Raw genomic sequence first — 22960 nt, forward strand, 5'->3', positions numbered from 1 at the left:
GCGGCTACTCATCGAGGGCCGAGCGCTGTTGCCACAGCGCTCACCATGAGCCCGGATACATTAGCGCAAGCCAGCTTTACCGAAAACAGCCAAAGAGGTTGCAGGAGATGGGCTGACCATACATTTTGTATTGGGCGTGGCGATTACAGGGTCGGGTAGTCGATGTAGCCGACCGGGCCCTTGGCATAGAACAGTTCCGGGCGCGCTTCGTTGAGCGGTGCGTCGGTTTTGAGGCGGGCCGGCAGGTCCGGGTTGGCAATGAATGGAACGCCGAAGGCGACTGCATCGGCCTTGCCGCTGGCGAGCCAGGCGTTGGCGCTGTCCTTGGTGAAGCGTTCGTTGGCGATGTACGGGCCGCCGAAGGCTTCTTTCAGGCGCGGACCGAGGCTGTCGCCGGCTTCCTTCTCGCGGGAGCAGATGAAGGCGATGCCACGCTTGCCCAGTTCACGGGCCACGTAGATGAACGTCTCGGCCAGGTTGTCGTCCCCCATGTCATGGCTGTCGGCACGCGGCGATAGGTGCACACCCACACGACCTGCCCCCCAGACCTCAATGGCCGCGTCAGTCACTTCCAGCAACAGGCGTGCGCGGTTTTCCAGGGAGCCGCCGTAGTGGTCGGTGCGCTGGTTGGTGCTGCTTTGCAGGAACTGATCCAGCAGGTAACCGTTGGCGCCGTGGATTTCCACGCCGTCGAAACCGGCGGCTTTAGCGTTTTCCGCCCCCACACGGTAAGCGTCGACGATGTCTTCGATCTCGGCGGTTTCCAGGGCGCGCGGCGTCGGGTAGTCGGCCAGCGGGCGAACCAGGCTGACGTGGCCTTTTGGCTGGATGGCGCTCGGGGCCACCGGCGTTTCACCGTCCAGGTAGGTCGGGTGGGAGATCCGGCCAACGTGCCACAGCTGCAGGAAAATCTTGCCGCCCGCGCCGTGAATGGCGCGGGTCACGTTGCTCCAGCCCCGCACCTGGTCGTTGGACCAGATGCCTGGCGTGTCCGGGTAGCCAACCCCCATCGGCGTCACGGACGTGGCTTCGCTGAGGATCAGGCCGGCGGAGGCGCGTTGTACGTAGTACTCGGCCATCAAGGCGTTGGGCACGCGGCCTTCGTCGGCGCGGCAGCGGGTCAGTGGCGCCATGATGATGCGGTTTTCGAGGGTAAGGTCGCCGAGCGTGATGGGATCGAAAATAGTCGTCATGAAATACAACCCTTCTTTAAATGATCAGTTTGTCGCGGGTGCCAGTTCGGCATCGCCGCTCTGACGGAAAGTAATCAGGGTCACCAGCAGGGCCAGGACGGCCAGCGCCGCGGCGGCCAGGGGCACGCTGGTCAAGCCGAAGCCGTGGGCAATGACGCTGCCGCCAACCCAGGCGCCCAGGGCGTTGCCGAGGTTGAACGCGCCAATGTTCAGGGTCGACACCAGGTTGGGCGCGGCCTTGCCAAAGGCCACCACGTTGACTTGCAGTGCAGGTACCGCGGCAAAGGCAGCGGTAGCCCAGAGGAACAGGGTGATTTCGGTCGGGATCACGGCAACGCTGGTCCAGCTCAGTACGGTGGAGATCACCGCCATGGACACGAATACGCCGATCAGGGTCGCCGCCAGGCGCTTGTCCGCCAGCTTGCCGCCGACGATGTTGCCCAGGGTCAGGCCAAGGCCGATCAACAGCAGGGTCCAGGTCACGCCTTTGGGCGAGACCCCGGTGACATCGCCCAGCAACGGCGCGACGTAGGTGAAGAGGGTGAACATGGAGGCGGAGAACAGCACGGTCATGCTCAACGACAGCCAGATCCCGGCCCCCTTGAGGGCCACCAGTTCGGCGCGCATGTCGAGTTTTTCTTCATCACGCTTGGCCGGCAGGAAGCGGATCAGGCCGATCAGCGCGATCACGCCAATCACCGTCACGGCCCAGAACGTCGAGCGCCAGCCGGCTTCCTGACCCAGCGCGGTACCCAATGGCACACCCAGTACGTTGGCCAGCGTCAGGCCGGTGAACATCAGGGCCACGGCCGACGCGCGCTTGTTGGCGGGCACCAGGCTGGCGGCAACCACCGAACCGATACCGAAGAACGCGCCATGGCACAGGGCCGTGACCACACGGGCAAACATCAGCACGTTGTAGTCACTGGCCATGGCGCACAACAGGTTGCCGACGATGAATATGCCCATCAACGCGACCAGTGCCGCCTTGCGTGGCAGTCTGGCGGTAGCCATTGCCATGAAGGGGGCGCCGATGGCCACGCCCAGGGCGTAGCCGGTCACCAGCCAGCCTGCGCCGGGGATCGAGACGCCCAGGTCGGCCGCCACATCGGGCAACAAGCCCATGATGACGAACTCGGTCGTACCGATAGCGAAGGCGCTCAAGGCCAGGATGAGAAGCGAGAGGGGCATGGTTGGATCCTTTATGAGCTCCTCAGAGCTCTTTGCCTAAGGTGTCGAGGAAGGCCTGGATGGTGTCCTCGTTACGTTTGTAGAAGTGCCATTGGCCGACCTTCTGGCTGCGGATCAGGCCCGCGCGGTGCAAGGTCGCCAGGTGCGCGGAGACGGTCGACTGCGACAGGCCGCAGCGTTTATCGATTTGTCCGCAGCAGACGCCGAAGTCGGTGCTGTGCTCTTGATCGGGAAAGGCGGTCGCGGGGTCTTTCAGCCAGTTGAGGATGTCTCGCCGTACTGGGTGTGCCAGGGCTTTTATTATTTCGTCGAGGTCAATGGTGGACATGGCAGTGCTCGGGTTGGGTACAGCGTTATATCGCGATGAAGCGAACTTTAAATCGGTATTTCGCGATATACCAATATGATTTTGATCTGATACCAGCATAAATCGGTATATCGGGTTATAACGATATGTGAGGTGCGGTGCTAAGCTATGCACCATGAACTATCTCGCACATCTTCATCTCGGTGGCCAGCGTCCCGGTCAATTGCTCGGCAGTTTGTATGGCGATTTTGTCAAAGGCCGGCTGTATGGGCAGTTCAACCCGGAGATCGAGCACGCCATCACCCTGCATCGACACATCGATGCGTTCACCGACCGCCATGTGCTGGTGGATGTCGCGTTGTCGCGATTTACCCTGACCCGGCGGCGTTATGCCGGGATCGTGCTCGATGTGTTTTTCGACCACTGCCTGGCGCGGGACTGGGCGCTGTACGCCGACTCATCGCTTGCGCATTTCACTGCGGATGTTTACCGGGTGCTTGCCGCCGAACCACAGTTGCCGGGGAGGCTGGCGCAGATCGCGCCGTACATGGCCGCGGATGACTGGCTGGGTTCGTACCGGGATTTTGCGGTGCTGGATCAGGTGTTGCGCGGGATCTCGCGACGCTTGTCGCGCCCGGAAGAACTGGCGGCGGCGATGCAGGAACTGGAGCGGTTGTATGAGCCGTTGAGCGAGGACTTTCGGTTGCTCTATCCGCAACTCCAGGCGTTTGCGCAAAGCCAACTGGCAGTGCAGCGCTGATGTGGGAGAGCACCGCTCGGCGCTCTCCCACAGAGTTTTTTGTACCCGCTGGGAGCCTGTGTCAGGCTGCGATGGCCGGGCGCGAAGGGACTGGCTGTGTGGTTTCCGGAACCTCACCAAACAACACCCTTTGCACTGCTTGCTGTGCGGCGAACGCCAGTGCCGCCCGTTCCTGGCCGTGGCAGGCAATCGGTCTGAGCAGGTGGATGTGCACGTCGCCCTGATCGTTGGCGAACAGGCGCATCAGATGTGAAAGCAGATCGTCGTCACCGATGAAGGGGGCCAGCGTGTCAATCTGGCCATTACGCAGGTAACGAATAGCCACCGGCTGCAGCGACACGTCCGCGTCGATGGCCGCCGACAACAAGCGACCGTGGAAGGTGCGCAACGAGCGACCATCGGTGGTCGTGCCCTCCGGGAATATCACCAGCGGGTGTTGGCGCTCCAGGTGGCGACTCATCTGTTTGCGCACCAGTTGGCTGTCACCCGCGCCCCGGCGAATGAACAGGCTGCCGGCCTTGGCCGCGAGCCAGCCGGCAACCGGCCAGGTGCGCACTTCGGCCTTGGACAGGAACGACAGGGGCGTGAGCATGCCCAGCAAGGGAATGTCGGTCCAGGACACGTGGTTGCTGACCCAGAGCATTGGCCGTTGCGGTACGTCACCGTGCACCGTGACGCGAAACGGCAGGGCATTGCTCAGGCGGGTCATGAAAAAGCGCGACCAGCGTTGGCGCCGCACCATGGAGTTGGCCAGGCCCATGCGTTCGAACAGGCCGAACAGCGCCGCCATGCTCAGGCCCAGCGCTACCACCAGTAGCACCCGCGCTATCCGCGCGTACACCCGCAGGCGGCTCATCATACGGCCGCCTTGAAGTGCTTGGCGTAACGCGGGCATAACTCATCGCGCTTGAGCAGAATGAACACGTCGGCGACCTGGAAGTCCTCGTCCCAGCACGGTTCGCCACAGATCTTCGCGCCCAGACGCATGTAGGCCTTGAGCAGTGGAGGCATTTCGGCGATCACGTTGGACGGGATGTCGAGGCTCGGCAGAGGCTTCTTCGGCTCGGCGCGCAGGTGCTCGGTGCACAGGTAGCGTTCGCGCAGGCGCTGCATGATCGCCTGGGCCTGGATCCCGCCGTCCTGCATCGGAATGCTCGCGCAACCCATCAGGTAACTGTAGCCGCCCTGGTTCAGCACTTCGGCCAGTTCGCCCCACAGGACCGCGATGGTGCCACCGTTGCGGTAGGCCGGGTCGACGCAGGTCCTCCCGATCTCCAGGATCGGGCCTTGCAGATGTACCAGGCCATGCAGGCTGAATTCTTCTTCGCTGTAGAAACGCCCCAGGCTGCTGGCGGCCTGGTGGTCGAGCAGACGGGTGGTGGCCACCAGGCGCCCGGTGTTCAAGTCACGGACTCCGATGTGGGTGCAGTGAACATCATAGTCATCCATGTCCAGACCCCGTTCCGCGCCTTTGAGTTTGGCGTTGAACTCGCCGCTGAATACGCTGAAACGCAGGGCCTGGGCTTGCTGCAGTGCCTGGGGGCCGATCAGGCGTTCGGCTTGCAGGCGGCGTTCAGTGCCGGTGTCGCTGATGCGTGCGATCTGAGTCATTGCGAGTCTCCGTACGGGCTGCGCACCCATCGTGGGTTGCAGTCGATCGACTTTGTTGTGCAAAGTCAGGCTATGTAGCCCCGGTGTCATCGCCATGAAGTTTTGGTGATGCTTGTGTGACAGCCCTTGAGGACCCCTTTTATGCCTTGGCAAGCCCTGTTGAACTGCACTGCGCGACTGCCCGCAAACCCCGACCTGGCCGAGGGTTACGCGAATTTGCTGGAGGTCCTGGGCGGGGTCTCGCCCTTCGAGTTGGCAGTGCGCGGCGGGCGCATGATGGCGACGCCCGGGCAGGCCTTCCTGGTGGGGTACCAGGCCGCGTTGCGCATGTTATGGCCCAGCGCACCGCACAGTCTGGGTGCCTTGTGTGCGACCGAACAGCGCAGCCTGCGGCCGGCCGACATGCAAACCCGCCTGGCCGACTTGCGCTTGAGCGGGCGCAAGGATTTCGTTACCGCGGGCAATGCGGCGGACTGGATGCTGGTGGCAGCGCGCAGCGAGGAGATGGGAGAGGCTCCCCGCCTGAGCCTGGCGGTGGTGTACCGTGGTGAGTCTGGCGTGCGGGTGGAAAAAATGCCGGCGATACCGTTGATGCCGGACATCAGCCACGGTCGGCTGTACCTCGAAAACGCCGCCTGTGAGCTGTTGGCCGGCGATGGCTGGGATGCCTACGTCAAGCCTTTCAGGACCCTCGAAGACCTCTATGTGCTCAGCGCCATGAGCGCCTGGCTGTATGGCGTCGGTCAGGACTGTGGCTGGGCGCAGTCGCTGCAACTGCAGCTGCTGGCGCTGCTGGCCGGGTGCGCGGAAGCCAGTCGCCAGCCACCCGACAGCAGCGCCGGTCATGTGCTGCTGGGTGGTTTGTTCGCGCAGTTTGACGGATTGAAGGTAGCGCTCAATGCCGCCTTTGCCGCTGGCCCCGCCGAGTGGGCGGCGCTATGGGCAAGGGATCAGGCGGTGCTGGATCTGGCGGCGGGGGCCAGGGCCAAGCGGCTGGCCAAGGCGTTGGTGGATGTTTCGTTGAAGTGACGGGCCAGATCGCGGACCACCTGATTTCGAACTGTCATTGATCTCGACTAGGCTCAGCAGATTCAATTCGCCGAGCCCTCGTCATGTTCAAAGGCTTGTCCCTGCTGTTGATGCTGTTGGTCAGCTGTTCGGTGTGCGCCGAAAGCTGGCCCACTGATCAATGGCCACCTGGCCCCAAGGTCAGCGGACCTGCGCTTCAAGCGCTGGAGGATTACGCCTTCACCCCTCGGGACGACGCCACCCGCAAAGGCATTCGCACCGATGCCTTGCTGGTGATTCGCGATGGCCAGTTGATCTATGAACGCTACGCAGGCCTCACGACCGCCGACACCCCGCACCTGACCTGGTCGGTCAGCAAGAGCCTGCTGGCCGCCCTGCTGGGGGTGGCCTATGGCGAAGGGTTGTTGCGGTTGCAGGACCCGGTCGCGAAGTTTTATCCGCCGATGCAGCGTCATCCGGGCGTGACCCTTGCCGATCTGTTGCACTGGGCATCGGGGCTGGACTGGCAGGAAGATTACGAGTACGCACCGCTGAACTCTTCCGTGGTGGCCATGTTGTATACCCGCGGTCACGCCGACATGGCCGCCTTTACGGCCGGCCATGATCCGTTCAGCCCGCCGGGCCAGCACTTTCGTTACTCCAGCGGTGACAGCAATCTGTTGGCCGCCGCGCTCAAGGCCATGGTGGGGGCGCAACGTTATGCCGACTATCCCTGGCGTGCGCTGTTCGAGCCGCTGGGGGTCCGCAGCGCCGTGTGGGAAACCGATACCACTGGCACCTTTGTCGCCTCGTCCTATGTCTACATGACGGCCCGTGACCTGGCGCGTATCGGCCTGCTGATGCAACGCAACGGTCGTTGGGGCGAACACCAGTTGTTGCCCAGGGACTGGGTCGCGTTCAGCCTCCAGCCATTCGCCGGGTACCGGGCCCATCAGGACGCGGCGGTACCGGGGGGGCATTGGTGGCTCAATCGGGCGGTTGATGGCGCGCCAAGACCCTGGCCGGACGCGTCCGAAGAGACCTTCGCCGCCCTGGGTCATTGGGGGCAGGCGCTGTATGTGCTGCCCGGTGAAAACCTGGTGATCGTGCGCTATGGCGATGACCGTGATGGCAGTTATCGTCACAACGAATTGCTCAAGCGCGCGCGGGCGGCCTTTGCGCAGAAGGCGCAGCCATGACGCGCGGTTTCGTTCGTCGTCGACCTTGGCTCACGTTGATGTGGGTAGCGATGGTCGTGCTGCTGGGGTGGGGCTGGCAGCAACGGGTCGCATTATGGGCGTTCCCGGACATCATCAGCGCCTACACCGCCAAGGAGTATTGTTCGTGCCGTTATGTGGCCCATCAGCCGGCGGACTATTGCCAGGGCTATGTGAAGCAGTACGTGCCCATCAACGGATTCATCGATGACACTGAGCATAAGCGGGTCACGGCCAGTGGCATGGGGCGCAGCAACACGGCGGCCTGGCTCGGTGCGCGTCAGGGCTGCCGCCTGATGCCCTAGCTCTTTTGCCCGGCGCTGTTTGCAAGCGCCTCGACTCAGGCTAAGGTTCGGCTCAGGTTTACTTGCCCATGAGTCTCTATGTTCAAGCGGTTCTGCTGCACCTCCCTGGCCTGCTTGCCGTTGCTGTTTGCAACCGTGCCGGCCCACGCCAACTGGTATCTGGACGGTGAGTCTTCACGGCTGTCGTTCGTGTCCACCAAGAATGCCAATATCTCCGAAGTTCAGCGCTTTCTGGTGCTGCACGGTAAGGTCGATCCCAAGGGCCTGGCGCAAGTCGAGGTCGAGCTGGACTCGATCAACAGCGGCATTCCGCTACGCGATGAGCGCATGCGCAAGGAATTGTTCGAGATTCAGACCTTTCCCGAAGCCCTGATCACGGCACAGATCGATCTGCGACCGATCAACGACCTGGCCCCAGGCGCGCAGCTGGAGTTGCGCTTGCCGCTGACCGTCAGCCTTCACGGCCTACAACACCAGTACAACGCCGAGCTGTTGGCGACCCGTCTGGATGACCGGCGCTTTCAAGTGGTCACCCTTGAGCCCGTGGTCATCAGCGCCGAGGATTTCAACCTCGTCCCGGGGCTGGAGCGCTTGCGCCAGGTTGCCGGTCTGTCGGCGATCAGCCTGTCGGTACCGGTGGGCGCGGTACTGATTTTTACGGCGCGCTGACATGCGCGGCGCAGTGTTCCCCTGGCGCGACGGCAACCGTTATGAGCTGCTGATCGACGGTCCGCAGTTCTTTCCGCGAATGCTGGTGGCGATTGCCCGCGCCCAAGAGCAAGTCGAACTGGAACTCTACCTGGTGGAGGCGGGGGCGTGCGCCGAGGCCATGGTCCAGGCGCTGGTGCAGGCCGCCGAGCGTGGCGTGCGGGTGCGCTGCCTGTTCGATGACTATGGCAGCCTGGCGTTTACCCTGAGCCTGCGCCAACGGCTGATGGCCGCCGGTGTCGAGCTGCGGTTTTACAATCGCCTGAACTGGCGGCGCTGGTTGGGCAACTTCTATCGCGATCACCGCAAATTGCTATTGGTCGATCAGACGTTGGCGGTGGTCGGAGGTACCGGCGTCACGGATGAGTTCTGGACGCCGGGTCACGACACCAGCGAGTGGCATGAGGTCATGGTGGAAATCAGCGGTCCCCTGGTGCTCGACTGGCAGTTGCTGTTTGACCGGCAATGGATCGCCAACCGCCACCGTCGAGCCTGGAAACCCGCCTCGCACTTCGGTTTGCCGCGCCTGCCCCGGGTGCCGTCAGCGGGGCAGGGCATGGGGCGGGTGGCGTACGCCGACGCCGGTCAGCACCGGGATATCCTGCAGTCGCTGTTCCGTGCCTTGAACAGCGGTCAACAGCGGATCTGGCTGGCCACGCCGTATTTTCTGCCGACCTGGAAGGTCCGTCGTTCGCTGCGCAAGGCTGCCGCACGGGGCATCGATGTCCGCCTGTTGCTCACCGGGCCGCGCACCGATCATCCATCGGTGCGCTACGCCGGGCATCGCTACTACCCAAGGCTGCTCAAGGCTGGCGTGAAAATTTTCGAGTACCAGCCGTGTTTCCTGCACCTGAAGATGGTCCTGGTGGATGACTGGGTCAGCATCGGCTCATGCAATTTCGATCACTGGAATCTGCGCTTCAACCTGGAAGCCAATCTGGAGGCCATCGACCCGGCGCTGACGCTGGCGGTGGCGACGAGCTTCGAGAATGACTTTGCCTTGAGTCAGCGGGTCAACCTGGAGGAGTGGCAACGGCGACCGTTGTGGAAACGGGTGAAGCAGCGGGTGTGGGGATGGGTGGACCGGGTGGTGGTCAATCTGCTGGATCGGCGGGGCTGATCCAGCTGATCGCTCCCACGCAGAGCGTGGGAGCGATCAGTTTCAGGGGCTTAGAGCAACTCGAAGCTCTGTTGCGTCACGTCCGCGGAGTCGAGGCCGATCTGCACGTTGAACGTGCCAGGCTCAGCCGCGTACTTGAGCTGGTTGTTGTAGAACTTCAGGTCGTTCTCTTCGATGCTGAAGTGAATGACTTTCTGTTCCCCGGCCTTGAGCATCACCTTCTGGAAGTTTTTCAGTTCCTTGATCGGGCGGATCATCGAACCGGTGACATCCTGGAGGTACAACTGCACCACGGTTTCGCCGTCGCGCTTGCCGGTGTTTTTAACGGTGACGCGGGCATCGATCTTGCCGGTCTTGTTCAGTGTGGTCGATGACAGTGCCATGTCCGCCAGGCTGAAGCGGGTGTAGCTCAGGCCGTAGCCAAACGGATACAGGGGGCCGGTGATGTCATCAAAGTACTGCGAGGTGTAGTTGCCAGGCTTACCGGGGGTAAACGGGCGGCCGATGGTCAGGTGGTTGTAGTAGGTCGGAATCTGCCCCACCGAACGCGGGAAGCTGATAGGCAGCTTGCCGGACGGGTTGTAGTCGCCGAACAGCACGTCCGCGATGGCGTTGCCGCCTTCGGTGCCACTGAACCAGGTTTCGAGGATCGCATCGGCCTGTTCGTTTTCTTCGAGAATCGTCAGTGGACGGCCGTTCATCAGCACCAGTACCAGCGGTTTGCCGGTGGCCTTGAGGGCCTTGATCAGGTCGCGCTGGTTGCTCGGGATATTCAGGTCGGTGCGGCTCGACGACTCGTGGGACATGCCACGGGATTCGCCCACGGCCGCGACGATGACGTCAGCCTGCTGCGCGGCTTTCACCGCTTCGTCGATCATGACCTGCGCCGAACGCGGGTCGTCGACCACTTCCGGGGCATCGAAGTTGAGGAAGTTCAGGTAGTCGACGACTTTCTTGTCCGAGGTGATGTTGGTGCCACGGGCGTAGGTCAGAGTGGCCTGATCACCTAGGGCACGGGTCATGCCATCGAACAGGGTGACCGACTGCGCCGGTCGACCGGCCGCCGCCCAACTGCCCATCATGTCGATCGGCGCCTTGGCCAGCGGGCCGACCAGGACAATCTTCGCGGTTTTCTTCAGTGGCAGGGTTTCGTTGTGGTTCTTCAGCAACACCATGCTGCGCCGGGCGACGTCACGGGCTTCGGCGCGGTGCAGGCGGCTCTCGGCATAGGTGTCGGCGGGATCGTCCTCGGCCTTGCCAATGCGCAGGTACGGGTCCTTGAACAGGCCCATGTCGTACTTGGCGCCGAGCACTTCACGCACTGCGCTGTCGATGTCGCTCTGCTGGATTTCACCGGACTTGAGCAGGCTTGGCAGTTCGGTAGCGTAGAGCTTGTCATTCATGCTCATGGCGATGCCGGCCTTGATCGCCAGCTTCGCCGCTTCACGACCGTCGCGGGCCACACCGTGATTGATCAGCTCGAAAATTGCGCCGTGGTCACTGACCGCCAGCCCTTTGAAGCCCCACTCCTTGCGCAGCAGGTCCTTCATCAGCCAGGTGTTGGCGGTGGCCGGTACGCCGTTGATCGAGTTCAGGGCCACCATCACGCCACCTGCGCCAGCATCAATCGCGGCGCGGTAGGGCGGCAGGTAGTCCTGGTACATTTTGGCCGGGCTCATGTCCACGATGTTGTAGTCGCGACCGCCTTCCACCGCGCCATACAAGGCGAAGTGTTTGACGCTGGCCATGATGTTGTCGGCGCCGATCAGGCCGGTACCCTGGTAAGCCTTGACCATCACCTGGGCGATGCGCGACACCAGGTAAGTGTCCTCGCCGAAACCTTCAGAGGTGCGGCCCCAGCGAGCGTCACGGGAGATGTCGACCATTGGCGCGAAGGTGATGTCGAGGCTGTCGGCGGCGGCTTCTTTTGCAGCAATGCGTCCGCTCAGGCCAATGGCGTCCATGTCCCAGCTCGAGGCCAGGGCCAGGGGGATCGGGAAAATCGTCCGGTGGCCGTGGATCACGTCGTAGGCAAAGAACATCGGGATCTTCAGCCGGCTGCGCATGGCCGCGTCCTGCATCGGACGGTTTTCCGGGCGGATGATCGAGTTGAACGTACCGCCGATCTTGCCAGCGGCGATTTCCTGGCGGATCAGCTCGCGGGGCATTTCCGGGCCGATGCTGATCAGGCGCAATTGGCCGATCTTTTCGTCCAGGGTCATCTGCTTCATCAGGTTGCTGACGAAAGCGTCCTTGTTTTCAATCGGGGCAGGCTTTGTGTCGGCCAATACCGAGTGACTGGCCAGGCCGATGGTCAGGCCCAGCAAACACAGCTTCTTCATGAATAGTTTTCTCAAAAGCCCAAGCGACGGTAGTGAGTACGCATCGGTCAGCCAAAATTTAGGGAGCGACTATTGTTGTTCGGGTAAATACCGCAAACTTCGGAACTCGCGCTGGGCACCTTTTAGCCGATTGGCTCGATGCAATCCAGTGGCGGGGGCAGATTATGCCCCAAGAGACAGCAATGAAGGATTGCGGGGCTATTTCCATCGCGCAGGGCAAGGGAGCATCACTCAGATGAATGAACAACAGCGCTATCGCTCGGGCTGGCAAGTGGCGGTCCTGATGCTGGTGACAGCGGTTCTGTCCGGCTGCGGCATCAACACCATTCCGACCCTCGACGAACAGGCCAAGGCGGCCTGGTCGCAAGTGCAGAACCAGTACCAGCGTCGCGCCGACCTGATCCCCAACCTGGTGGAGACGGTCAAGGGGTATGCCAGGCATGAGCAGGACACCCTGACCGCGGTCATCGAGGCCCGGGCCAAGGCCACCGCCATCCAGGTGGACGCCAGCACACTCGATAATCCGGAAAAGCTCAAGCAGTTCCAGCAGGCACAGGACCAGCTCAGCGGCGCCTTGAGCCGTTTGATGGTGGTGTCCGAGCGCTACCCGGACCTGAAGGCCAACCAGAACTTCCTGGCGCTGCAATCGCAACTCGAAGGCACGGAAAACCGCATCGGTGTGGCGCGCCGTGATTTCATCCTCGCGGTGCAGAAATACAACACCGAAATCCGCACCTTTCCGGGCCGTCTGTGGCACAGCGTGATGTACAGCGACTTGCCGTTGCGCGAGACCTTCGAGGCCACCAGCCCGGATGCCGATAAAGCCCCGCAAGTGAAGTTCTGAGAGACGCAGGCTCCCGACGGTGACACGCGTGCTGTCGGGATACACCCCAATTCACGAGGGATGAGGTGCCCATGCGCGTCTTGAAAATGAGCCTGGTGCTGGTGCTCTGGGTGTTTGCCATCACCGCGCAGGCTGAGCTCAAGTTTCCGGCATTGATCGGGCGGGTGGTGGACAACGCCCAGATGATCGAGCCGTCGGTGCGCGAGCAGTTGAGCCAGCAACTCAAGGCACATGAACTGGCCACGGGTGAGCAGTTGGTGGTGGTGACGCTATCCGACCTGCAAGGTACCAGCATCGATGACTACGGTTATCAGTTGGGACGCTATTGGGGGATCGGGCAGAAGGACAAGAACAACGGCGCCTTGCTGATCGTTGCACGGGATGAGCGCAAGCTGCGTATCGAAGTCGGCTATGGCCTGGAAGACCGGCTGACCGATGCGCAGAGTTCGGTGATCATCAACCAGGTGATCACGCCGGCGTTCAAGACCGGCCACTTCAGCAAGGGCATCAGCGACGGTGTGGCGGCGATGCTGGTGGTGCTGGGTGGCAGCCCGCTGGATGAACCGACCACGGCTTACGACTCGGGCGATCAGCATGACGGCGACTTTGTCGCGCAGCATCCGGGCTTGTTTGTATTTCTGGTCCTGCTGTTTATCCTCACCCTGTTTGTTTGCCAGATGCTCGGCATCCTGCCCAGTGGCGGCGGTCGCGGGGGATCGGGAGGGTTTGGCGGTGGCGGCTTTGGCGGCGGCTCGGGAGGGGGCGGCGGCTTCAGCGGCGGTGGGGGCAGTTTCGGTGGCGGTGGTTCGTCGGGCGGCTGGTGAGAACAACAATGAACGAGCATTCAAAACCATGGCACTACTGAGCGAGTACGAACAACGCCAGGTCGCCGAGGCGATTGCCCGGGTCGAGCGCGACACTGACGCTGAACTGGTCACCGTGCTGGCGGCCCGGGCCGACGACTACACTTACATTCCGCTGTTGTGGGCCAGCCTGGTGGCACTGACCGTGCCGGGCATCGTGCATTACCTTTCCGGCTGGCTAAGCATGCACACACTGCTGCTGGTGCAGTGGGCAAGCTTCATCGTGTTGTGTCTGGTGTTCCGGATCCCGTCGATCACCACGCACCTGATCCCGCGTTCAGTGCGCCACTGGCGCGCCTCGAACCTGGCGCGCCGGCAATTCCTGGAGCAGAACCTGCACCACACCGTGGGCAGTACCGGCATGCTGATTTTCGTCTGCGAGGCCGAGCGTTATGTGGAAATCCTGGTGGACGAGGGCATTTCCAGTCGCCTGGACAACACCCACTGGGACGCCATCGTCGCGACCTTCACCCAGCAAGTGAAACAGGGGCAGACATTGCAGGGCTTTGTGAACTGCATCGAGGCTTGTGGCGAATTGCTCAAGGTGCACGTTCCGGTGACCCATGTGCGTAACGAGTTACCCAATCGCCTGGTGGTGCTTGGCTAGGTTCTGTAGGTTTTAACGCTACAACTGGCGCTCGTTGCCCGGGCGCCGGCCGATCTCCACCCTCTCTCTTTATCCGGGAACGCCCTGACCACAGGGGTTCTGACGTAGAGGGAGTTCATGTCATGTCAACGCATCAACCACTCGATTCTGTTGGCTGTGCAGCCTCTGCAGGTGAGGCAAAACCTGCAGAGGTCATGCTGACCGCCAAAGAGACGCAAGCGCTGCTGTGGTGCTCTCGGGGGAAAACCTCCTGGGAGATCGCCAGGATCCAGAATTGCTCGGAAACCACGATCAATTTTCACTTCAATAATATTCGCCGCAAGTTCGCGGTGAAGTCACGCAGTGCTGCCTTGCTCAAGGCCATTGAGGTGGGGGTGATTACTGTCGCCAGTGCGCGCACGGGAGGTGCCCATGAGCCTGACTGATTCGGCCTACAACAGCGTCAGTGATGTATTGCTAGGGTTGGGTATGGCGGCGACATTGCCCGTCATCGATGGCGAGGTACTGTTTGGTGCCACCCTCGGCGCCTGGCTGGTCACGACCACGCGCAACAACTTCAAGGCCTGGCAGCGCATCGCTTCATTGATCTTGTCGGCGGGGGTCGGCTATCTGTTTACCCCCGTGGCGTTGTCGCTGGCCCCCTTCCTGACCGGCGGCGTGACGGCATTCCTGTGCGCGCTGATCGTCATTCCGATCAGTATAAAAATCATGCAGTGGGTCGACGGTGCTGGTCTTGCAGAGATTATCCGGCACTTGAGGGGGCGCAGATGATTGAGGGAGGGATGTTTGTTCTGGTCTGCATCACCGCCGCGGCGCATTTGCTCAGCGCATTCAGGCTGGCCTGTTACCAGCGCGACGAAGAGCGTCACGGCTGGCAAGGCAGGCTATTGACCAGTCTGTGCGGGGGGGGACTGTGCCTGGCCGGTATGGATGTAATGCTGGCACTTCAGCCGGTGAGCCAGTGGCACACGCTAACCAGTGTTTTGTTATGCGCGCTGATTATTCGCAGCGGTGGCAACATCGTAGTCTGGTGGCGCGCCTTTAAATAACAAGGGTGGGGATGATTGTGGCTTTATATGTCGTTGGAGTGTTGAAGTGCTGACAGGTGTGAAGCCATTTCGGCAAGCTTTAGTTCAAGTTCTCGCAGGCGCTTTTTTTCTTCCAGTGCGCACTGTATTGCACAGCGATCATCTTCGTTGAGCAATCGCCAGAGGGCAAGAATCGTATGTTCGCGTGGTGTATCGGGTTGGGCGTGTTCAATGTGATTGGCAGGCGTATGCCGTTGTACAGGGCCCTCACCTAGCAGCAGCCAGTCGAGGGAAATACCACGGGTTTGTGCGATGTCTACGCATAATGCGTATGGCATGCTGTCGCGTCCTTTCCAGCTGCTGAGAGTTTGCGGGCTGACCTGCAGTGCTGAAGACAAAGAAGCATCGGTTGTTGTGCCGGTAATTTGCTTCAGGCGAGCGAGGACAGCTTGTGATTTTTTGCTACGCAATTTGAGCCTCTTCCTTTTGACATATGTTTTTCGAGTGCCTAACTTATGCGAAATGAGTACTTTTTATGGGTGATCAACCATCAACTATGAATCAGAAGAATACGATGACGAAGCTTCCTAATGGTATCGGGGGGATTTCCTACGAGCTTGGCTCATATCAATTGTGCGTCTGCTTACTGCACTTTCTTATGTCTGGCAGACGTTTTTCGAATCACCGGGCAGGGCCCGTCAATGCCTCAGACAGTATTGTGTTTGATCGGGTTTATCGCCACCAGATGACAGTCGGGAGTTAAGCATGAGTACCTACAAAATGGTCTGTCCTCATTGTCTGAGCAGGATGCGCATTCGAACCAGCGAGGGCCGTCATATTTTCCTGCGGGTGGCGTATTTGCAATGCACCTCGGAAGCCTGCGGCTGGTCGGTGCGTGCGGAGTTTGAAATGACCCATGAACTGTCACCCAGTGGCATGCCCAACCCGGCCGTGCGTTTGCCTTGCGCCGGGCCCGACCTGCGTCGCGCCGCGCGACCTGTGGTGGTGAGCGAGCCTTCGATGGAAACCCCCGTGGAGTCGTGAGCATGCAGGGAGTCGATGAACTACCGGATTTGAATGAAGAACTGCTGGGCATTGCCTTGGCGTTTCTGGCCCGGCATGAGAGCGGTGGCCTCATTGACGACCAGGTGCTGTTCTGTCGCGCAGTGAGGCACTTGCAGAGCATCGACGTGCCGATGCATCTGGCGGAGCGGCTGGTGAGCCATGCCTACGGAATACTCAAGTCCAGCCACGATCGCCGACGTCTGGATATCGCAGCCAGTTCCGAAACCGTGGCGGTGGTCACGGATCCGGCCAACGGCCTGACCTGGGCGGTACCGGTGGGACTGATTGTCAAATACGTGATTAACGCCCCTGCCAATCGCAAACTCCGACTGGTGGAACCCTGAGTTTTTTAGCCGAGTCATCAGGTCCTGGACCGCGCTTGCCGGACCTGATGAAAAATAACCCCGTGCCCTAAACCGTCATCCCCCCTAAAATACCGGCATCCCCCAGATTCGTACCGCCCGAGGCGCTTCCTACATGTCCGCTACCGCAACTCCCGCCAGCCTCACGCCGGATCATCACGCGCAATTCATCAACCTGTTGACCAGCAGCCTGGCGCAGAGCGCGTTCATCAAGTTGGTGTTGGCCAAGTATGTCGGTGACGAAACGGACTTGCAGCGCATCATCGTCAAGCAACTGACCGTGAAGGATCAGCCGTGCCTGTCCTTCGTCTATCGCTACAAGACCCGCGACATTACCAAGAACTTCCCCGTGGAAGAGGGCGTGGCAACGATTGCCGGGCTGTTGCCGCAGTCGTTCAAGAACGCCCATCTGCTGTCGCTGACCGATGAAGCCCAGCTTGAGTACAGCAAGAAGGGCAAGAGCTCGCTGTTCAAGAGCAAGCCGCAGCAACTGCGTGAAGTGCCTTCGGCGGACCACAATCGCGAGAAAAACCGTTTCCTGGACTTGAACCGGCCGTTTCTCGCCGACCTGGGCGTGACCAACAAGCAGCACGAGTTGATCCCGGCGATGTCGCGCAAGTGGAAGCAGATCAACAAGTTCATTGAAGTGTTCAGCCATGCACTGACCGCTTCACCGCTGGTGCTGGACAAGCCGGTACAGGTGGCGGATTTCGGCTCGGGCAAGGGCTACCTGACCTTCGCCATTCACGATTATCTGCGCAATACCTTGAAGGCTGAAGGCGTGGTCACCGGCGTTGAACTGCGTGAAGACATGGTCAGCCTGTGCAACGCCGCGGCCGCACGCCTGGAGCATCCGGGGCTGGTGTTCAAGTGCGGTGACGTACGCAGCGTGGCGCCCAGCGAGCTGGACGTGATGATTGCCCTGCATGCCTGCGATATCGCCACTGATTACGCGATCCACACCGGCATCCGTTCGGGCGCGTCGATCATCATGTGCTCGCCGTGCTGCCACAAACAGATTCGCCTGCAAATCCAGAGCCCGGCACTGCTCAAGCCGATGCTGCAATACGGCTTGCACCTTGGCCAACAGGCAGAGATGGTCACTGACAGCCTGCGGGCGCTGTTCCTCGAAGCCTGTGGTTATGAAACCAAGGTCTTCGAGTTCATCTCCCTGGACCATACCAACAAGAACAAGATGATCCTGGCGGTCAAGCGTGCCGAACCGGTGGACCCGGCCCAGTTGTTGGTGAAAATCCAGGAGCTCAAGGCGTTCTATCACATCAGTGAACATTGCCTGGAAACCCTGCTGCGGGCTGACGGCTACCTGGCGTGATACCCGCGTGCGGCTACGCCGTGACCGCGCGCGCTGGCCGTATCGCGGTCTTGCGTCCCAACACCACCGTCACGATCACCCCGGCGGCGAACAACCAGGTGATCGGCTGGACCTGTTCTCCAAAGAACAGTGCCGAGAACGCGATGGTGAAGAAGATCTGCAGTAACTGGATCTGACTGACCCGGGCAATGCCACCCATGGCCAGCCCGGCATACCAGGCAAAAAAACCGATGAACTGCGAGAACAGCGACACATAGCCAAAGGCCCACCAGGTCTTGGCGGAAATCTCGCCCTGATGCTGCATGGCCAGGTACAGCACGGGGCCGATCAACAGGGGAGTCGACAGTACCAGTGCCCAGCAGATCACTTGCCAGCCGCCCATCTCCCTGGCCAGGCGACCACCTTCGGCATACCCCAGCCCACCGACGGCAATGGCTGCGAGCATCAGCCAGTCACCGGCCTGAATACTCCCGGCGCCACTGATCAGCGCGTAACCCAGTACCAGCGCGCTACCCAATGCGGCACAGGCCCAGAAGGCTTTCGAGGGGCGCTCATGGGACAGCCAGGCGGCATACAGCGCCACGCACAGCGGCTGCAGGCCATTGACCAGCGCACCGTGAGACGCCGGCAGGGTTTGCATGGCCCAGGCCGAGAGCACGGGAAACCCGAGAATCACCCCGGCGATCACCAGCGACAGACCTTTGACCTGCCGCCAGGTGGGCCATTTTTCCCGATTCCACAGTAACAACACGGCCGCTGGAATCGCCGCGAACAGCGCGCGGCCCAGACCGTTGAGCAGCGGGTGCAGTTCTTGCACGACGATCCGGGTGAAGGGCAGGGTCAGGCTGAAGATGATGACGCCGAGCAGGCCCAGGGCCATGCCGGTATTTTCGCGCGAGGACATGACGGTAACCAGAAGCGAGGGAGAGATGTCTTCATCTAGCCACAAACCGTGCTGGCTGCGCTGTTACAGTCAGGTGCAGAGTTATCCGTACAGTTTTGACATTCGCCACAGAAGCCTCTGCGGCTCGTAAACAGTGTGCAGCGTTATGTAGTAGCTGATTATTACCCACCCCTACCTGATCGGGACTACCTTGAAGACTCTGTTCTGCCCATGATTCATTCAGAGGAGTCCTCCCCATGGCTGCGAAAAAGATTCTGATGCTGGTTGGCGATTACGTCGAAGACTATGAAGTGATGGTGCCGTTCCAGGCACTGCTGATGGTCGGTCACACGGTGCACGCGGTGTGCCCGGACAAAACCGCCGGGCAGACTGTGCGCACCGCGATCCATGACTTCGAAGGCGACCAGACCTACAGCGAAAAACCCGGTCACCTGTTCGCCCTGAACTTCGACTTCGCCAAGGTCGATGCCGCGGACTACGACGCGTTGCTGGTGCCTGGTGGTCGTGCGCCGGAATACCTGCGCTTGAACGACAAGGTCCTGCAACTGGTGCAAGCCTTCGACCAGGCCGCAAAACCGATTGCCGCGGTCTGCCACGGTGCGCAATTGCTGGCGGCGGCGGGGATTCTGGAAGGGCGCGAATGCAGCGCGTATCCGGCCTGCGCACCGGAAGTGCGGTTGGCCGGTGGCACGTACATCGACATCCCGGTGACGCAAGGCCACGTTCAGGGCAATCTGGCGACGGCACCTGCCTGGCCGGCGCACCCGAGCTGGCTGGCCGGGTTCCTCGGTCTGCTGGGCACGACCATCACCTTGTAAGCGGAGGCCTGCGCATGTGCGAGCTCTATGTCAAAGCCGACCCGATTCTGTACGAGTCACGCTCGCGCTCACTGCGCATCTGCGGGGTGGTGACCACGCTGCGCCTGGAGAACCAGTTCTGGGACATTCTCAGCGAGATCGCCGAAATGGATGGCATGACCACCAACCAGTTGATCGCCAAACTCTATGAAGAGGTGATGGACTATCGAGGCGAAGTGGTGAACTTCGCCTCGTTCCTGCGGGTCAGCTGCACCCGTTACCTGAGCCAGCGGCGGGAGCGGGCGCCCGGTTTGTCAGTGGTGCGGGCGGCGGTCAAGTAATCTGCGGGCCTCTATGTCGGGAGGCCCGCCATGGCTATCTGAACTCCCGCGCACCGGCACCCGGAAATTTGAACTGGCCAAACGCCGAGGAAGGGCTTTACTTCAGAGTCGTAATCCCCCGCCATTTCAATCGACAGGAGCAGACGCATGTCTGGATGGTATGAGTTGAGTAAAAGCAGCAATGGCCAATTCCGCTTCGTGCTGAAAGCGGCCAACGCCGAAACCATTCTCACCAGCGAGCTTTACACCACGCGTACCGCCGCCGACAACGGCATCGCCTCGGTGCAGACCAATAGCCCATTGGATGATCGCTACGAGAAAAAAACCACCAAGGACGGCCATCCTTACTTCAATCTCAAGGCGGCCAATCATCAGGTCATCGGCAACAGCGAGGCGTATTCCTCGGAAGCCGCCCGGGACAAAGGCATTGCCAGCGTCAAGACCAATGGTCCGACCACAATCATCAAAGACAAGACCACGCCGGTGCTTTGAATACACCGTCTGATCATTCCTGCGCTCGCGCGTGGGAATGCCTCCAGGGATGCTCTGCGTCCCGTGACGCGGAGCGTCACGGGCTGTATTCCCACGCAGAGCGTGGGAACAATCATCAGGGGATTGTCTCAGCGCAAGGTATCCAGCAATTCCTGCAACTGACTGCAACCCGCTTCACCCAACGGGAACACCGGCAGGCGCGGGTCACCCACTTCCAGACCGGTCATGCGCAGACCGGCCTTGATGGTCGCCGGCAGTCCTCCCTTGAGGATGAAGTCCAGCAACGGCAACTGGCGATAGAACAACGCCCGTGCCTTATCCAGATCATTGGCCAGCACGGCCTGGTACAGCGCACCGTTGAGTTGCGGGATCAGGTTCGGTGCCGCGGTGCACCAGCCTTTGGCTCCGGCTGCGAATGCTTCCAGCACCAGCGGGTTGCAGCCGTTGTAGAACGGCACCTGGCCTTCGCCGAGCAGTTGCAGCTTGTGCATGCGCTGGATATCGCCGGTGCTCTCCTTGACCATGGTCACGTTTTCCACGGCATTGAAGATCCGCAGGATCAGGTCCACCGACATGTCGGTGCCGCTGGTGGCCGGGTTGTTGTAGAGCATGATCGGCACGCCGATGCTCTCGCCGATGGCGTGGTAGTGGGCGAGAATCTCGGCTTCGCTGAGTTTCCAGTAGGACGCTGGCAGCACCATCACCACGTCGGCGCCATGGGTTTCGGCGAAACGGGCGCGTCGCACTGCCTTGGCGGTGGTCAGGTCTGAGACGCTGACGATGGTCGGCACGCGCCTGGCGACGTGCCTGATGCTGAATTCGCTGACCTGATCCCACTCCGCATCGCTCAGGTAGGCGCCTTCGCCCGTGCTGCCCAGTGGGGCGATGGCGTGTACGCCGCTGTCGATCAGGCGATCGATGGAGCGCCCCAGTGCGTCGAGATCAATGTGTTCACCGTTGGCGGTGAAGGGGGTGATGGTGTAGCCGATGATGCCGTGAATAGAAGGGCTGGACATGCTGTCTCTCCATTAAGCGAATGAGCGGTTTCAGTTCAGGCAATCGGCGTGTTGGCGCAGGTTCTGCCGGGCGTAGTAGTTGAACGCGGCGCCGTGGCGCTTGGGCTTGGAGATCCAGTCATGGGCTTCGCGGCCGAGTGCCGGCAGGATCGGTTTGAGCGTACCGGCCGACATCGCCAGCAACTGTAGCTTGGCCGCGCGCTCGATCAACTGTGCAATCACGCAGGCTTCCTCGATGGTCCGTCCGGTCGACAGCTGGCCGTGGTGGGAAAGCACAATCGCGCGCTTGTCGCCCAGAGCCCCAGCGATGATTTCACCTTCTTCGTTGCCCACCGGCACCCCCGGCCAGGCTTCGAGAAAGGCGCAGTCCTCGTAGAGCGGGCAGAGGTCCATGTGGGAGATTTCCAGTGGCACTTCCAGCATCGACAAGGCGGCGACGTGGGTCGGGTGCGTGTGGATGATGCAGTTCACGTCCGGGCGGGCGCGGTAGACCCAGCTGTGGAATCGGTTGGCCGGGTTCGGCATGCCGTGGCCTTCCAGCACTTCCAGGTCTTCGTTGACCAGCAGCAGGTTGCTCGCGGTGATTTCGTCGAAACCCAGGCCCAGTTGCTGGGTGTAGTAGGTGCCCGGTTGTGGGCCGCGGGCGGTAATTTGCCCGGCCAGCCCCGAGTCGTGACCGTTCTCGAACAGAATGCGGCAGGTCAGCGCCAGCTTTTGCCGGTCAGTCCACGTATTATCCGCCAGGGTGCTTTGCATCTGCGAAAGCGCCTGCTTGATGAGTTGCTCTTTAGGTAGTGCTAATGTCTTGGCCATATCAGGTGTCCTTTGTAGCAATCAATGGACGTCGGATGTGGTTCTCCCGCTGCTCGCAAGGTCGTTGGGTGATCGCACATGATACTTAAAAGGCTATATGACACTTTGTGTCATTGGCAAGGACTAATCGTTGCCTCCTTGATGGATTAATCGCTCCACATGTCTATCCGTTTGAAATTATTGAGAAAAAAACTCGGTGTTACGCTGGAGGCCCTGGCCGAAAAATCCGGCATGACCAAGAGCTATCTGTCGAAAGTCGAGCGCGGGCTCAACACTCCGTCCATTGCGGCGGCGCTGAAACTGGCCAAGGCGCTGAACGTCAAGGTCGAGGAGTTGTTCTCCGAGGACGCGATCAGCCTCGACAGCTACAGCCTGGTGCGCGCCCATGAGCGACAGTCTCTGGCGGCCAATGACCAGGCGCCGGGTTACGCGGTACTGGCTCATCAGGTCAGTGAGCGCAGCCTGTTGCCCTTCATCGTCTATCCGCCCAAGGAGTTCAGCGACAAGACCTTCAAGGAGCACCTGGGGGAGGAGTTCCTGTTTGTCCATGAGGGCCAGGTCGAAGTCGACTTCATGAACGAGCGGGTGATCCTGGATCGGGGGGATGCGCTGCACTTCAACGCACAAAAGCCTCACCGCCTGCGCTCGGTGGGCGAGGTGCAGGCGCAGTTGCTGGTGGTGGTGCACAGCAGCGAGGAGTGATCGGGTTATGCCGTGCCTGACTTGAGCGCGC

The 22960-nt window shown here is 61.1% G+C and carries 29 protein-coding genes; 19 read left to right on the forward strand and 10 right to left on the reverse strand.

The genetic code is table 11. The features are described 5' to 3' along the window. Positions 1–143: 143 nt before the first annotated feature. Genes CKW29_RS22550 through CKW29_RS22560 form a run of 3 tightly spaced genes read right to left on the reverse strand, consistent with a single transcriptional unit; the run spans position 144 to position 2712 of the window. Positions 144–1193, reverse strand: coding sequence for an alkene reductase (locus CKW29_RS22550; RefSeq protein WP_095147398.1), 1050 nt, complete (start codon positions 1191–1193; stop codon positions 144–146). Between the two features lie 24 nt (positions 1194–1217). Then, positions 1218–2384, reverse strand: a complete 1167-nt coding sequence (locus tag CKW29_RS22555; RefSeq protein WP_095147397.1) for an MFS transporter — start codon at positions 2382–2384, stop codon at positions 1218–1220. Between the two features lie 22 nt (positions 2385–2406). Then, positions 2407–2712, reverse strand: coding sequence for a helix-turn-helix transcriptional regulator (locus CKW29_RS22560; RefSeq protein WP_095082753.1), 306 nt, complete (start codon positions 2710–2712; stop codon positions 2407–2409). 154 nt (positions 2713–2866) lie between these two features. On the opposite strand from CKW29_RS22560, the gene CKW29_RS22565 reads away from it, so the two are divergent. Then, positions 2867–3451 carry an ACP phosphodiesterase gene (locus CKW29_RS22565; RefSeq protein WP_095149144.1) on the forward strand — a complete coding sequence of 195 codons (585 nt, stop codon included), beginning with the start codon at positions 2867–2869 and terminating at the stop codon, positions 3449–3451. Positions 3452–3512: 61 nt separating this feature from the next. Here the strand turns inward: CKW29_RS22565 and CKW29_RS22570 are convergent, their stop codons facing one another. After that, positions 3513–4307: a lysophospholipid acyltransferase family protein gene (locus CKW29_RS22570; protein ID WP_095147394.1), complete on the reverse strand. Its 795-nt coding sequence runs from the start codon at positions 4305–4307 to the stop codon at positions 3513–3515. Then, positions 4307–5062, reverse strand: a complete 756-nt coding sequence (gene olsB, locus CKW29_RS22575; RefSeq protein WP_095147393.1) for an L-ornithine N(alpha)-acyltransferase — start codon at positions 5060–5062, stop codon at positions 4307–4309. Before olsB ends, CKW29_RS22570 begins: the two co-directional genes overlap by 1 nt. A 141-nt stretch (positions 5063–5203) precedes the next feature. Between olsB and CKW29_RS22580 the strand changes: the two genes are divergently transcribed. From CKW29_RS22580 to CKW29_RS22600, 5 genes are all read left to right on the forward strand, one after another. Continuing rightward, a complete protein-coding gene (locus CKW29_RS22580) occupies positions 5204–6091 on the forward strand; it encodes an acyl-CoA dehydrogenase family protein (RefSeq protein WP_095147392.1) in 888 nt (295 codons plus the stop codon). 83 nt (positions 6092–6174) lie between these two features. Further along, positions 6175–7269: a serine hydrolase gene (locus CKW29_RS22585; protein WP_095149145.1), complete on the forward strand. Its 1095-nt coding sequence runs from the start codon at positions 6175–6177 to the stop codon at positions 7267–7269. Beyond that, positions 7266–7592, forward strand: a complete 327-nt coding sequence (locus CKW29_RS22590) for an amidase (protein WP_095147390.1) — start codon at positions 7266–7268, stop codon at positions 7590–7592. The genes CKW29_RS22585 and CKW29_RS22590 overlap by 4 nt, the downstream gene beginning before the upstream one ends. A 78-nt stretch (positions 7593–7670) precedes the next feature. Continuing rightward, positions 7671–8261 (forward strand): YceI family protein, encoded by a 591-nt coding sequence (locus CKW29_RS22595; protein ID WP_095149146.1) that lies wholly within the window; start codon positions 7671–7673, stop codon positions 8259–8261. A gap of 1 nt (position 8262) precedes the next feature. After that, positions 8263–9420 (forward strand): phosphatidylserine/phosphatidylglycerophosphate/cardiolipin synthase family protein, encoded by a 1158-nt coding sequence (locus CKW29_RS22600; protein ID WP_095147388.1) that lies wholly within the window; start codon positions 8263–8265, stop codon positions 9418–9420. A 50-nt stretch (positions 9421–9470) separates the two neighbouring features. Here CKW29_RS22600 and bglX read toward each other — a convergent pair whose 3' ends face one another. Next, complete coding sequence (gene bglX, locus CKW29_RS22605; RefSeq protein WP_095149147.1) at positions 9471–11762, reverse strand: beta-glucosidase BglX; 2292 nt, start codon at positions 11760–11762, stop codon at positions 9471–9473. A 235-nt stretch (positions 11763–11997) separates the two neighbouring features. On the opposite strand from bglX, the gene CKW29_RS22610 reads away from it, so the two are divergent. The 6 genes from CKW29_RS22610 (at position 11998) to CKW29_RS22635 (ending at position 15125) form a co-directional block, all read left to right on the forward strand. Further along, entirely contained in the window at positions 11998–12606 is a 609-nt protein-coding gene (locus CKW29_RS22610; RefSeq protein WP_095149148.1) for a LemA family protein, read from the forward strand. Between the two features lie 71 nt (positions 12607–12677). Beyond that, positions 12678–13430, forward strand: coding sequence for a YgcG family protein (locus tag CKW29_RS26210; RefSeq protein WP_095149149.1), 753 nt, complete (start codon positions 12678–12680; stop codon positions 13428–13430). 28 nt (positions 13431–13458) lie between these two features. Beyond that, the gene (locus tag CKW29_RS22620) at positions 13459–14076 is read left to right on the forward strand and encodes a TPM domain-containing protein (protein WP_095149150.1); all 618 of its coding nucleotides are present in this window, start codon (positions 13459–13461) and stop codon (positions 14074–14076) included. 122 nt (positions 14077–14198) lie between these two features. Continuing rightward, positions 14199–14501: a helix-turn-helix domain-containing protein gene (locus CKW29_RS22625; RefSeq protein ID WP_095149151.1), complete on the forward strand. Its 303-nt coding sequence runs from the start codon at positions 14199–14201 to the stop codon at positions 14499–14501. Further along, on the forward strand, positions 14488–14847 hold the full coding sequence (locus CKW29_RS22630) for a putative holin (RefSeq protein ID WP_095147382.1): 360 nt from the start codon (positions 14488–14490) through the stop codon (positions 14845–14847). The genes CKW29_RS22625 and CKW29_RS22630 overlap by 14 nt, the downstream gene beginning before the upstream one ends. An 11-nt stretch (positions 14848–14858) precedes the next feature. After that, positions 14859–15125 carry a phage holin family protein gene (locus CKW29_RS22635; RefSeq protein WP_095147400.1) on the forward strand — a complete coding sequence of 89 codons (267 nt, stop codon included), beginning with the start codon at positions 14859–14861 and terminating at the stop codon, positions 15123–15125. A 23-nt stretch (positions 15126–15148) separates the two neighbouring features. Here CKW29_RS22635 and CKW29_RS22640 read toward each other — a convergent pair whose 3' ends face one another. Continuing rightward, positions 15149–15574 (reverse strand): helix-turn-helix domain-containing protein, encoded by a 426-nt coding sequence (locus CKW29_RS22640; protein ID WP_095149152.1) that lies wholly within the window; start codon positions 15572–15574, stop codon positions 15149–15151. Between the two features lie 295 nt (positions 15575–15869). Between CKW29_RS22640 and CKW29_RS22645 the strand changes: the two genes are divergently transcribed. The 3 genes from CKW29_RS22645 to CKW29_RS22655 all read left to right on the forward strand — a co-directional run bounded on the left by CKW29_RS22645 (position 15870) and on the right by CKW29_RS22655 (position 17864). Continuing rightward, positions 15870–16148 carry an ogr/Delta-like zinc finger family protein gene (locus CKW29_RS22645; RefSeq protein ID WP_095147380.1) on the forward strand — a complete coding sequence of 93 codons (279 nt, stop codon included), beginning with the start codon at positions 15870–15872 and terminating at the stop codon, positions 16146–16148. A gap of 2 nt (positions 16149–16150) precedes the next feature. Next, positions 16151–16513: a hypothetical protein gene (locus CKW29_RS22650; protein ID WP_095147379.1), complete on the forward strand. Its 363-nt coding sequence runs from the start codon at positions 16151–16153 to the stop codon at positions 16511–16513. A 133-nt stretch (positions 16514–16646) separates the two neighbouring features. Then, a complete protein-coding gene (locus CKW29_RS22655) occupies positions 16647–17864 on the forward strand; it encodes an SAM-dependent methyltransferase (protein ID WP_095149153.1) in 1218 nt (405 codons plus the stop codon). A gap of 13 nt (positions 17865–17877) precedes the next feature. On the opposite strand, the gene CKW29_RS22660 is transcribed toward CKW29_RS22655, so the two are convergent. Then, a complete protein-coding gene (locus CKW29_RS22660) occupies positions 17878–18768 on the reverse strand; it encodes a DMT family transporter (RefSeq protein WP_095149154.1) in 891 nt (296 codons plus the stop codon). Positions 18769–19004: 236 nt separating this feature from the next. On the opposite strand from CKW29_RS22660, the gene CKW29_RS22665 reads away from it, so the two are divergent. From CKW29_RS22665 to CKW29_RS22675, 3 genes are all read left to right on the forward strand, one after another. Next, the gene (locus CKW29_RS22665; RefSeq protein WP_095147376.1) at positions 19005–19586 is read left to right on the forward strand and encodes a DJ-1/PfpI family protein; all 582 of its coding nucleotides are present in this window, start codon (positions 19005–19007) and stop codon (positions 19584–19586) included. 14 nt (positions 19587–19600) lie between these two features. Then, the gene (locus CKW29_RS22670; RefSeq protein WP_095147375.1) at positions 19601–19906 is read left to right on the forward strand and encodes a ribbon-helix-helix domain-containing protein; all 306 of its coding nucleotides are present in this window, start codon (positions 19601–19603) and stop codon (positions 19904–19906) included. Between the two features lie 147 nt (positions 19907–20053). Then, the gene (locus CKW29_RS22675; protein WP_095149155.1) at positions 20054–20398 is read left to right on the forward strand and encodes a YegP family protein; all 345 of its coding nucleotides are present in this window, start codon (positions 20054–20056) and stop codon (positions 20396–20398) included. A 128-nt stretch (positions 20399–20526) separates the two neighbouring features. Here the strand turns inward: CKW29_RS22675 and CKW29_RS22680 are convergent, their stop codons facing one another. Next, positions 20527–21414 carry a dihydrodipicolinate synthase family protein gene (locus CKW29_RS22680; RefSeq protein WP_095149156.1) on the reverse strand — a complete coding sequence of 296 codons (888 nt, stop codon included), beginning with the start codon at positions 21412–21414 and terminating at the stop codon, positions 20527–20529. 30 nt (positions 21415–21444) lie between these two features. Beyond that, positions 21445–22227 carry an aldolase gene (locus tag CKW29_RS22685; RefSeq protein WP_095147372.1) on the reverse strand — a complete coding sequence of 261 codons (783 nt, stop codon included), beginning with the start codon at positions 22225–22227 and terminating at the stop codon, positions 21445–21447. Positions 22228–22386: 159 nt separating this feature from the next. Here CKW29_RS22685 and CKW29_RS22690 point away from each other — a divergent pair, with 159 nt between their 5' ends. Beyond that, positions 22387–22929, forward strand: a complete 543-nt coding sequence (locus CKW29_RS22690) for a helix-turn-helix domain-containing protein (protein WP_095147371.1) — start codon at positions 22387–22389, stop codon at positions 22927–22929. The last annotated feature ends 31 nt before the right edge of the window (positions 22930–22960 follow it).

The sequence above is a fragment of the Pseudomonas sp. Irchel s3a18 genome, from assembly GCF_900187535.1.
In the GTDB taxonomy this organism is placed as follows: Bacteria; Pseudomonadota; Gammaproteobacteria; order Pseudomonadales; family Pseudomonadaceae; genus Aquipseudomonas.

Excerpts from the sequence above, each read along its gene's own strand:
- CKW29_RS22650 (WP_095147379.1), top strand. The coding sequence starts at position 16,151 with ATGCAGGGAGTCGATGAACTACCGGATTTGAATGAAGAACTGCTGGGC.
- CKW29_RS22590 (WP_095147390.1), top strand. The coding sequence starts at position 7,266 with ATGACGCGCGGTTTCGTTCGTCGTCGACCTTGGCTCACGTTGATGTGG.
- CKW29_RS22610 (WP_095149148.1), top strand. The coding sequence starts at position 11,998 with ATGAATGAACAACAGCGCTATCGCTCGGGCTGGCAAGTGGCGGTCCTG.
- CKW29_RS22665 (WP_095147376.1), top strand. The coding sequence starts at position 19,005 with ATGGCTGCGAAAAAGATTCTGATGCTGGTTGGCGATTACGTCGAAGAC.
- CKW29_RS22670 (WP_095147375.1), top strand. The coding sequence starts at position 19,601 with ATGTGCGAGCTCTATGTCAAAGCCGACCCGATTCTGTACGAGTCACGC.
- CKW29_RS22595 (WP_095149146.1), top strand. The coding sequence starts at position 7,671 with ATGTTCAAGCGGTTCTGCTGCACCTCCCTGGCCTGCTTGCCGTTGCTG.
- CKW29_RS22635 (WP_095147400.1), top strand. The coding sequence starts at position 14,859 with ATGTTTGTTCTGGTCTGCATCACCGCCGCGGCGCATTTGCTCAGCGCA.
- CKW29_RS22680 (WP_095149156.1), bottom strand. The coding sequence starts at position 21,414 with ATGTCCAGCCCTTCTATTCACGGCATCATCGGCTACACCATCACCCCC.
- CKW29_RS22620 (WP_095149150.1), top strand. The coding sequence starts at position 13,459 with ATGGCACTACTGAGCGAGTACGAACAACGCCAGGTCGCCGAGGCGATT.
- CKW29_RS22625 (WP_095149151.1), top strand. The coding sequence starts at position 14,199 with ATGTCAACGCATCAACCACTCGATTCTGTTGGCTGTGCAGCCTCTGCA.
- CKW29_RS26210 (WP_095149149.1), top strand. The coding sequence starts at position 12,678 with ATGCGCGTCTTGAAAATGAGCCTGGTGCTGGTGCTCTGGGTGTTTGCC.
- CKW29_RS22560 (WP_095082753.1), bottom strand. The coding sequence starts at position 2,712 with ATGTCCACCATTGACCTCGACGAAATAATAAAAGCCCTGGCACACCCA.
- olsB (WP_095147393.1), bottom strand. The coding sequence starts at position 5,062 with ATGACTCAGATCGCACGCATCAGCGACACCGGCACTGAACGCCGCCTG.
- CKW29_RS22660 (WP_095149154.1), bottom strand. The coding sequence starts at position 18,768 with ATGTCCTCGCGCGAAAATACCGGCATGGCCCTGGGCCTGCTCGGCGTC.
- CKW29_RS22555 (WP_095147397.1), bottom strand. The coding sequence starts at position 2,384 with ATGCCCCTCTCGCTTCTCATCCTGGCCTTGAGCGCCTTCGCTATCGGT.
- CKW29_RS22675 (WP_095149155.1), top strand. The coding sequence starts at position 20,054 with ATGTCTGGATGGTATGAGTTGAGTAAAAGCAGCAATGGCCAATTCCGC.
- CKW29_RS22565 (WP_095149144.1), top strand. The coding sequence starts at position 2,867 with ATGAACTATCTCGCACATCTTCATCTCGGTGGCCAGCGTCCCGGTCAA.
- CKW29_RS22585 (WP_095149145.1), top strand. The coding sequence starts at position 6,175 with ATGTTCAAAGGCTTGTCCCTGCTGTTGATGCTGTTGGTCAGCTGTTCG.
- CKW29_RS22600 (WP_095147388.1), top strand. The coding sequence starts at position 8,263 with ATGCGCGGCGCAGTGTTCCCCTGGCGCGACGGCAACCGTTATGAGCTG.
- CKW29_RS22580 (WP_095147392.1), top strand. The coding sequence starts at position 5,204 with ATGCCTTGGCAAGCCCTGTTGAACTGCACTGCGCGACTGCCCGCAAAC.
- CKW29_RS22570 (WP_095147394.1), bottom strand. The coding sequence starts at position 4,307 with ATGAGCCGCCTGCGGGTGTACGCGCGGATAGCGCGGGTGCTACTGGTG.
- CKW29_RS22630 (WP_095147382.1), top strand. The coding sequence starts at position 14,488 with ATGAGCCTGACTGATTCGGCCTACAACAGCGTCAGTGATGTATTGCTA.
- CKW29_RS22690 (WP_095147371.1), top strand. The coding sequence starts at position 22,387 with ATGTCTATCCGTTTGAAATTATTGAGAAAAAAACTCGGTGTTACGCTG.
- CKW29_RS22685 (WP_095147372.1), bottom strand. The coding sequence starts at position 22,227 with ATGGCCAAGACATTAGCACTACCTAAAGAGCAACTCATCAAGCAGGCG.
- bglX (WP_095149147.1), bottom strand. The coding sequence starts at position 11,762 with ATGAAGAAGCTGTGTTTGCTGGGCCTGACCATCGGCCTGGCCAGTCAC.
- CKW29_RS22550 (WP_095147398.1), bottom strand. The coding sequence starts at position 1,193 with ATGACGACTATTTTCGATCCCATCACGCTCGGCGACCTTACCCTCGAA.
- CKW29_RS22655 (WP_095149153.1), top strand. The coding sequence starts at position 16,647 with ATGTCCGCTACCGCAACTCCCGCCAGCCTCACGCCGGATCATCACGCG.
- CKW29_RS22645 (WP_095147380.1), top strand. The coding sequence starts at position 15,870 with ATGAGTACCTACAAAATGGTCTGTCCTCATTGTCTGAGCAGGATGCGC.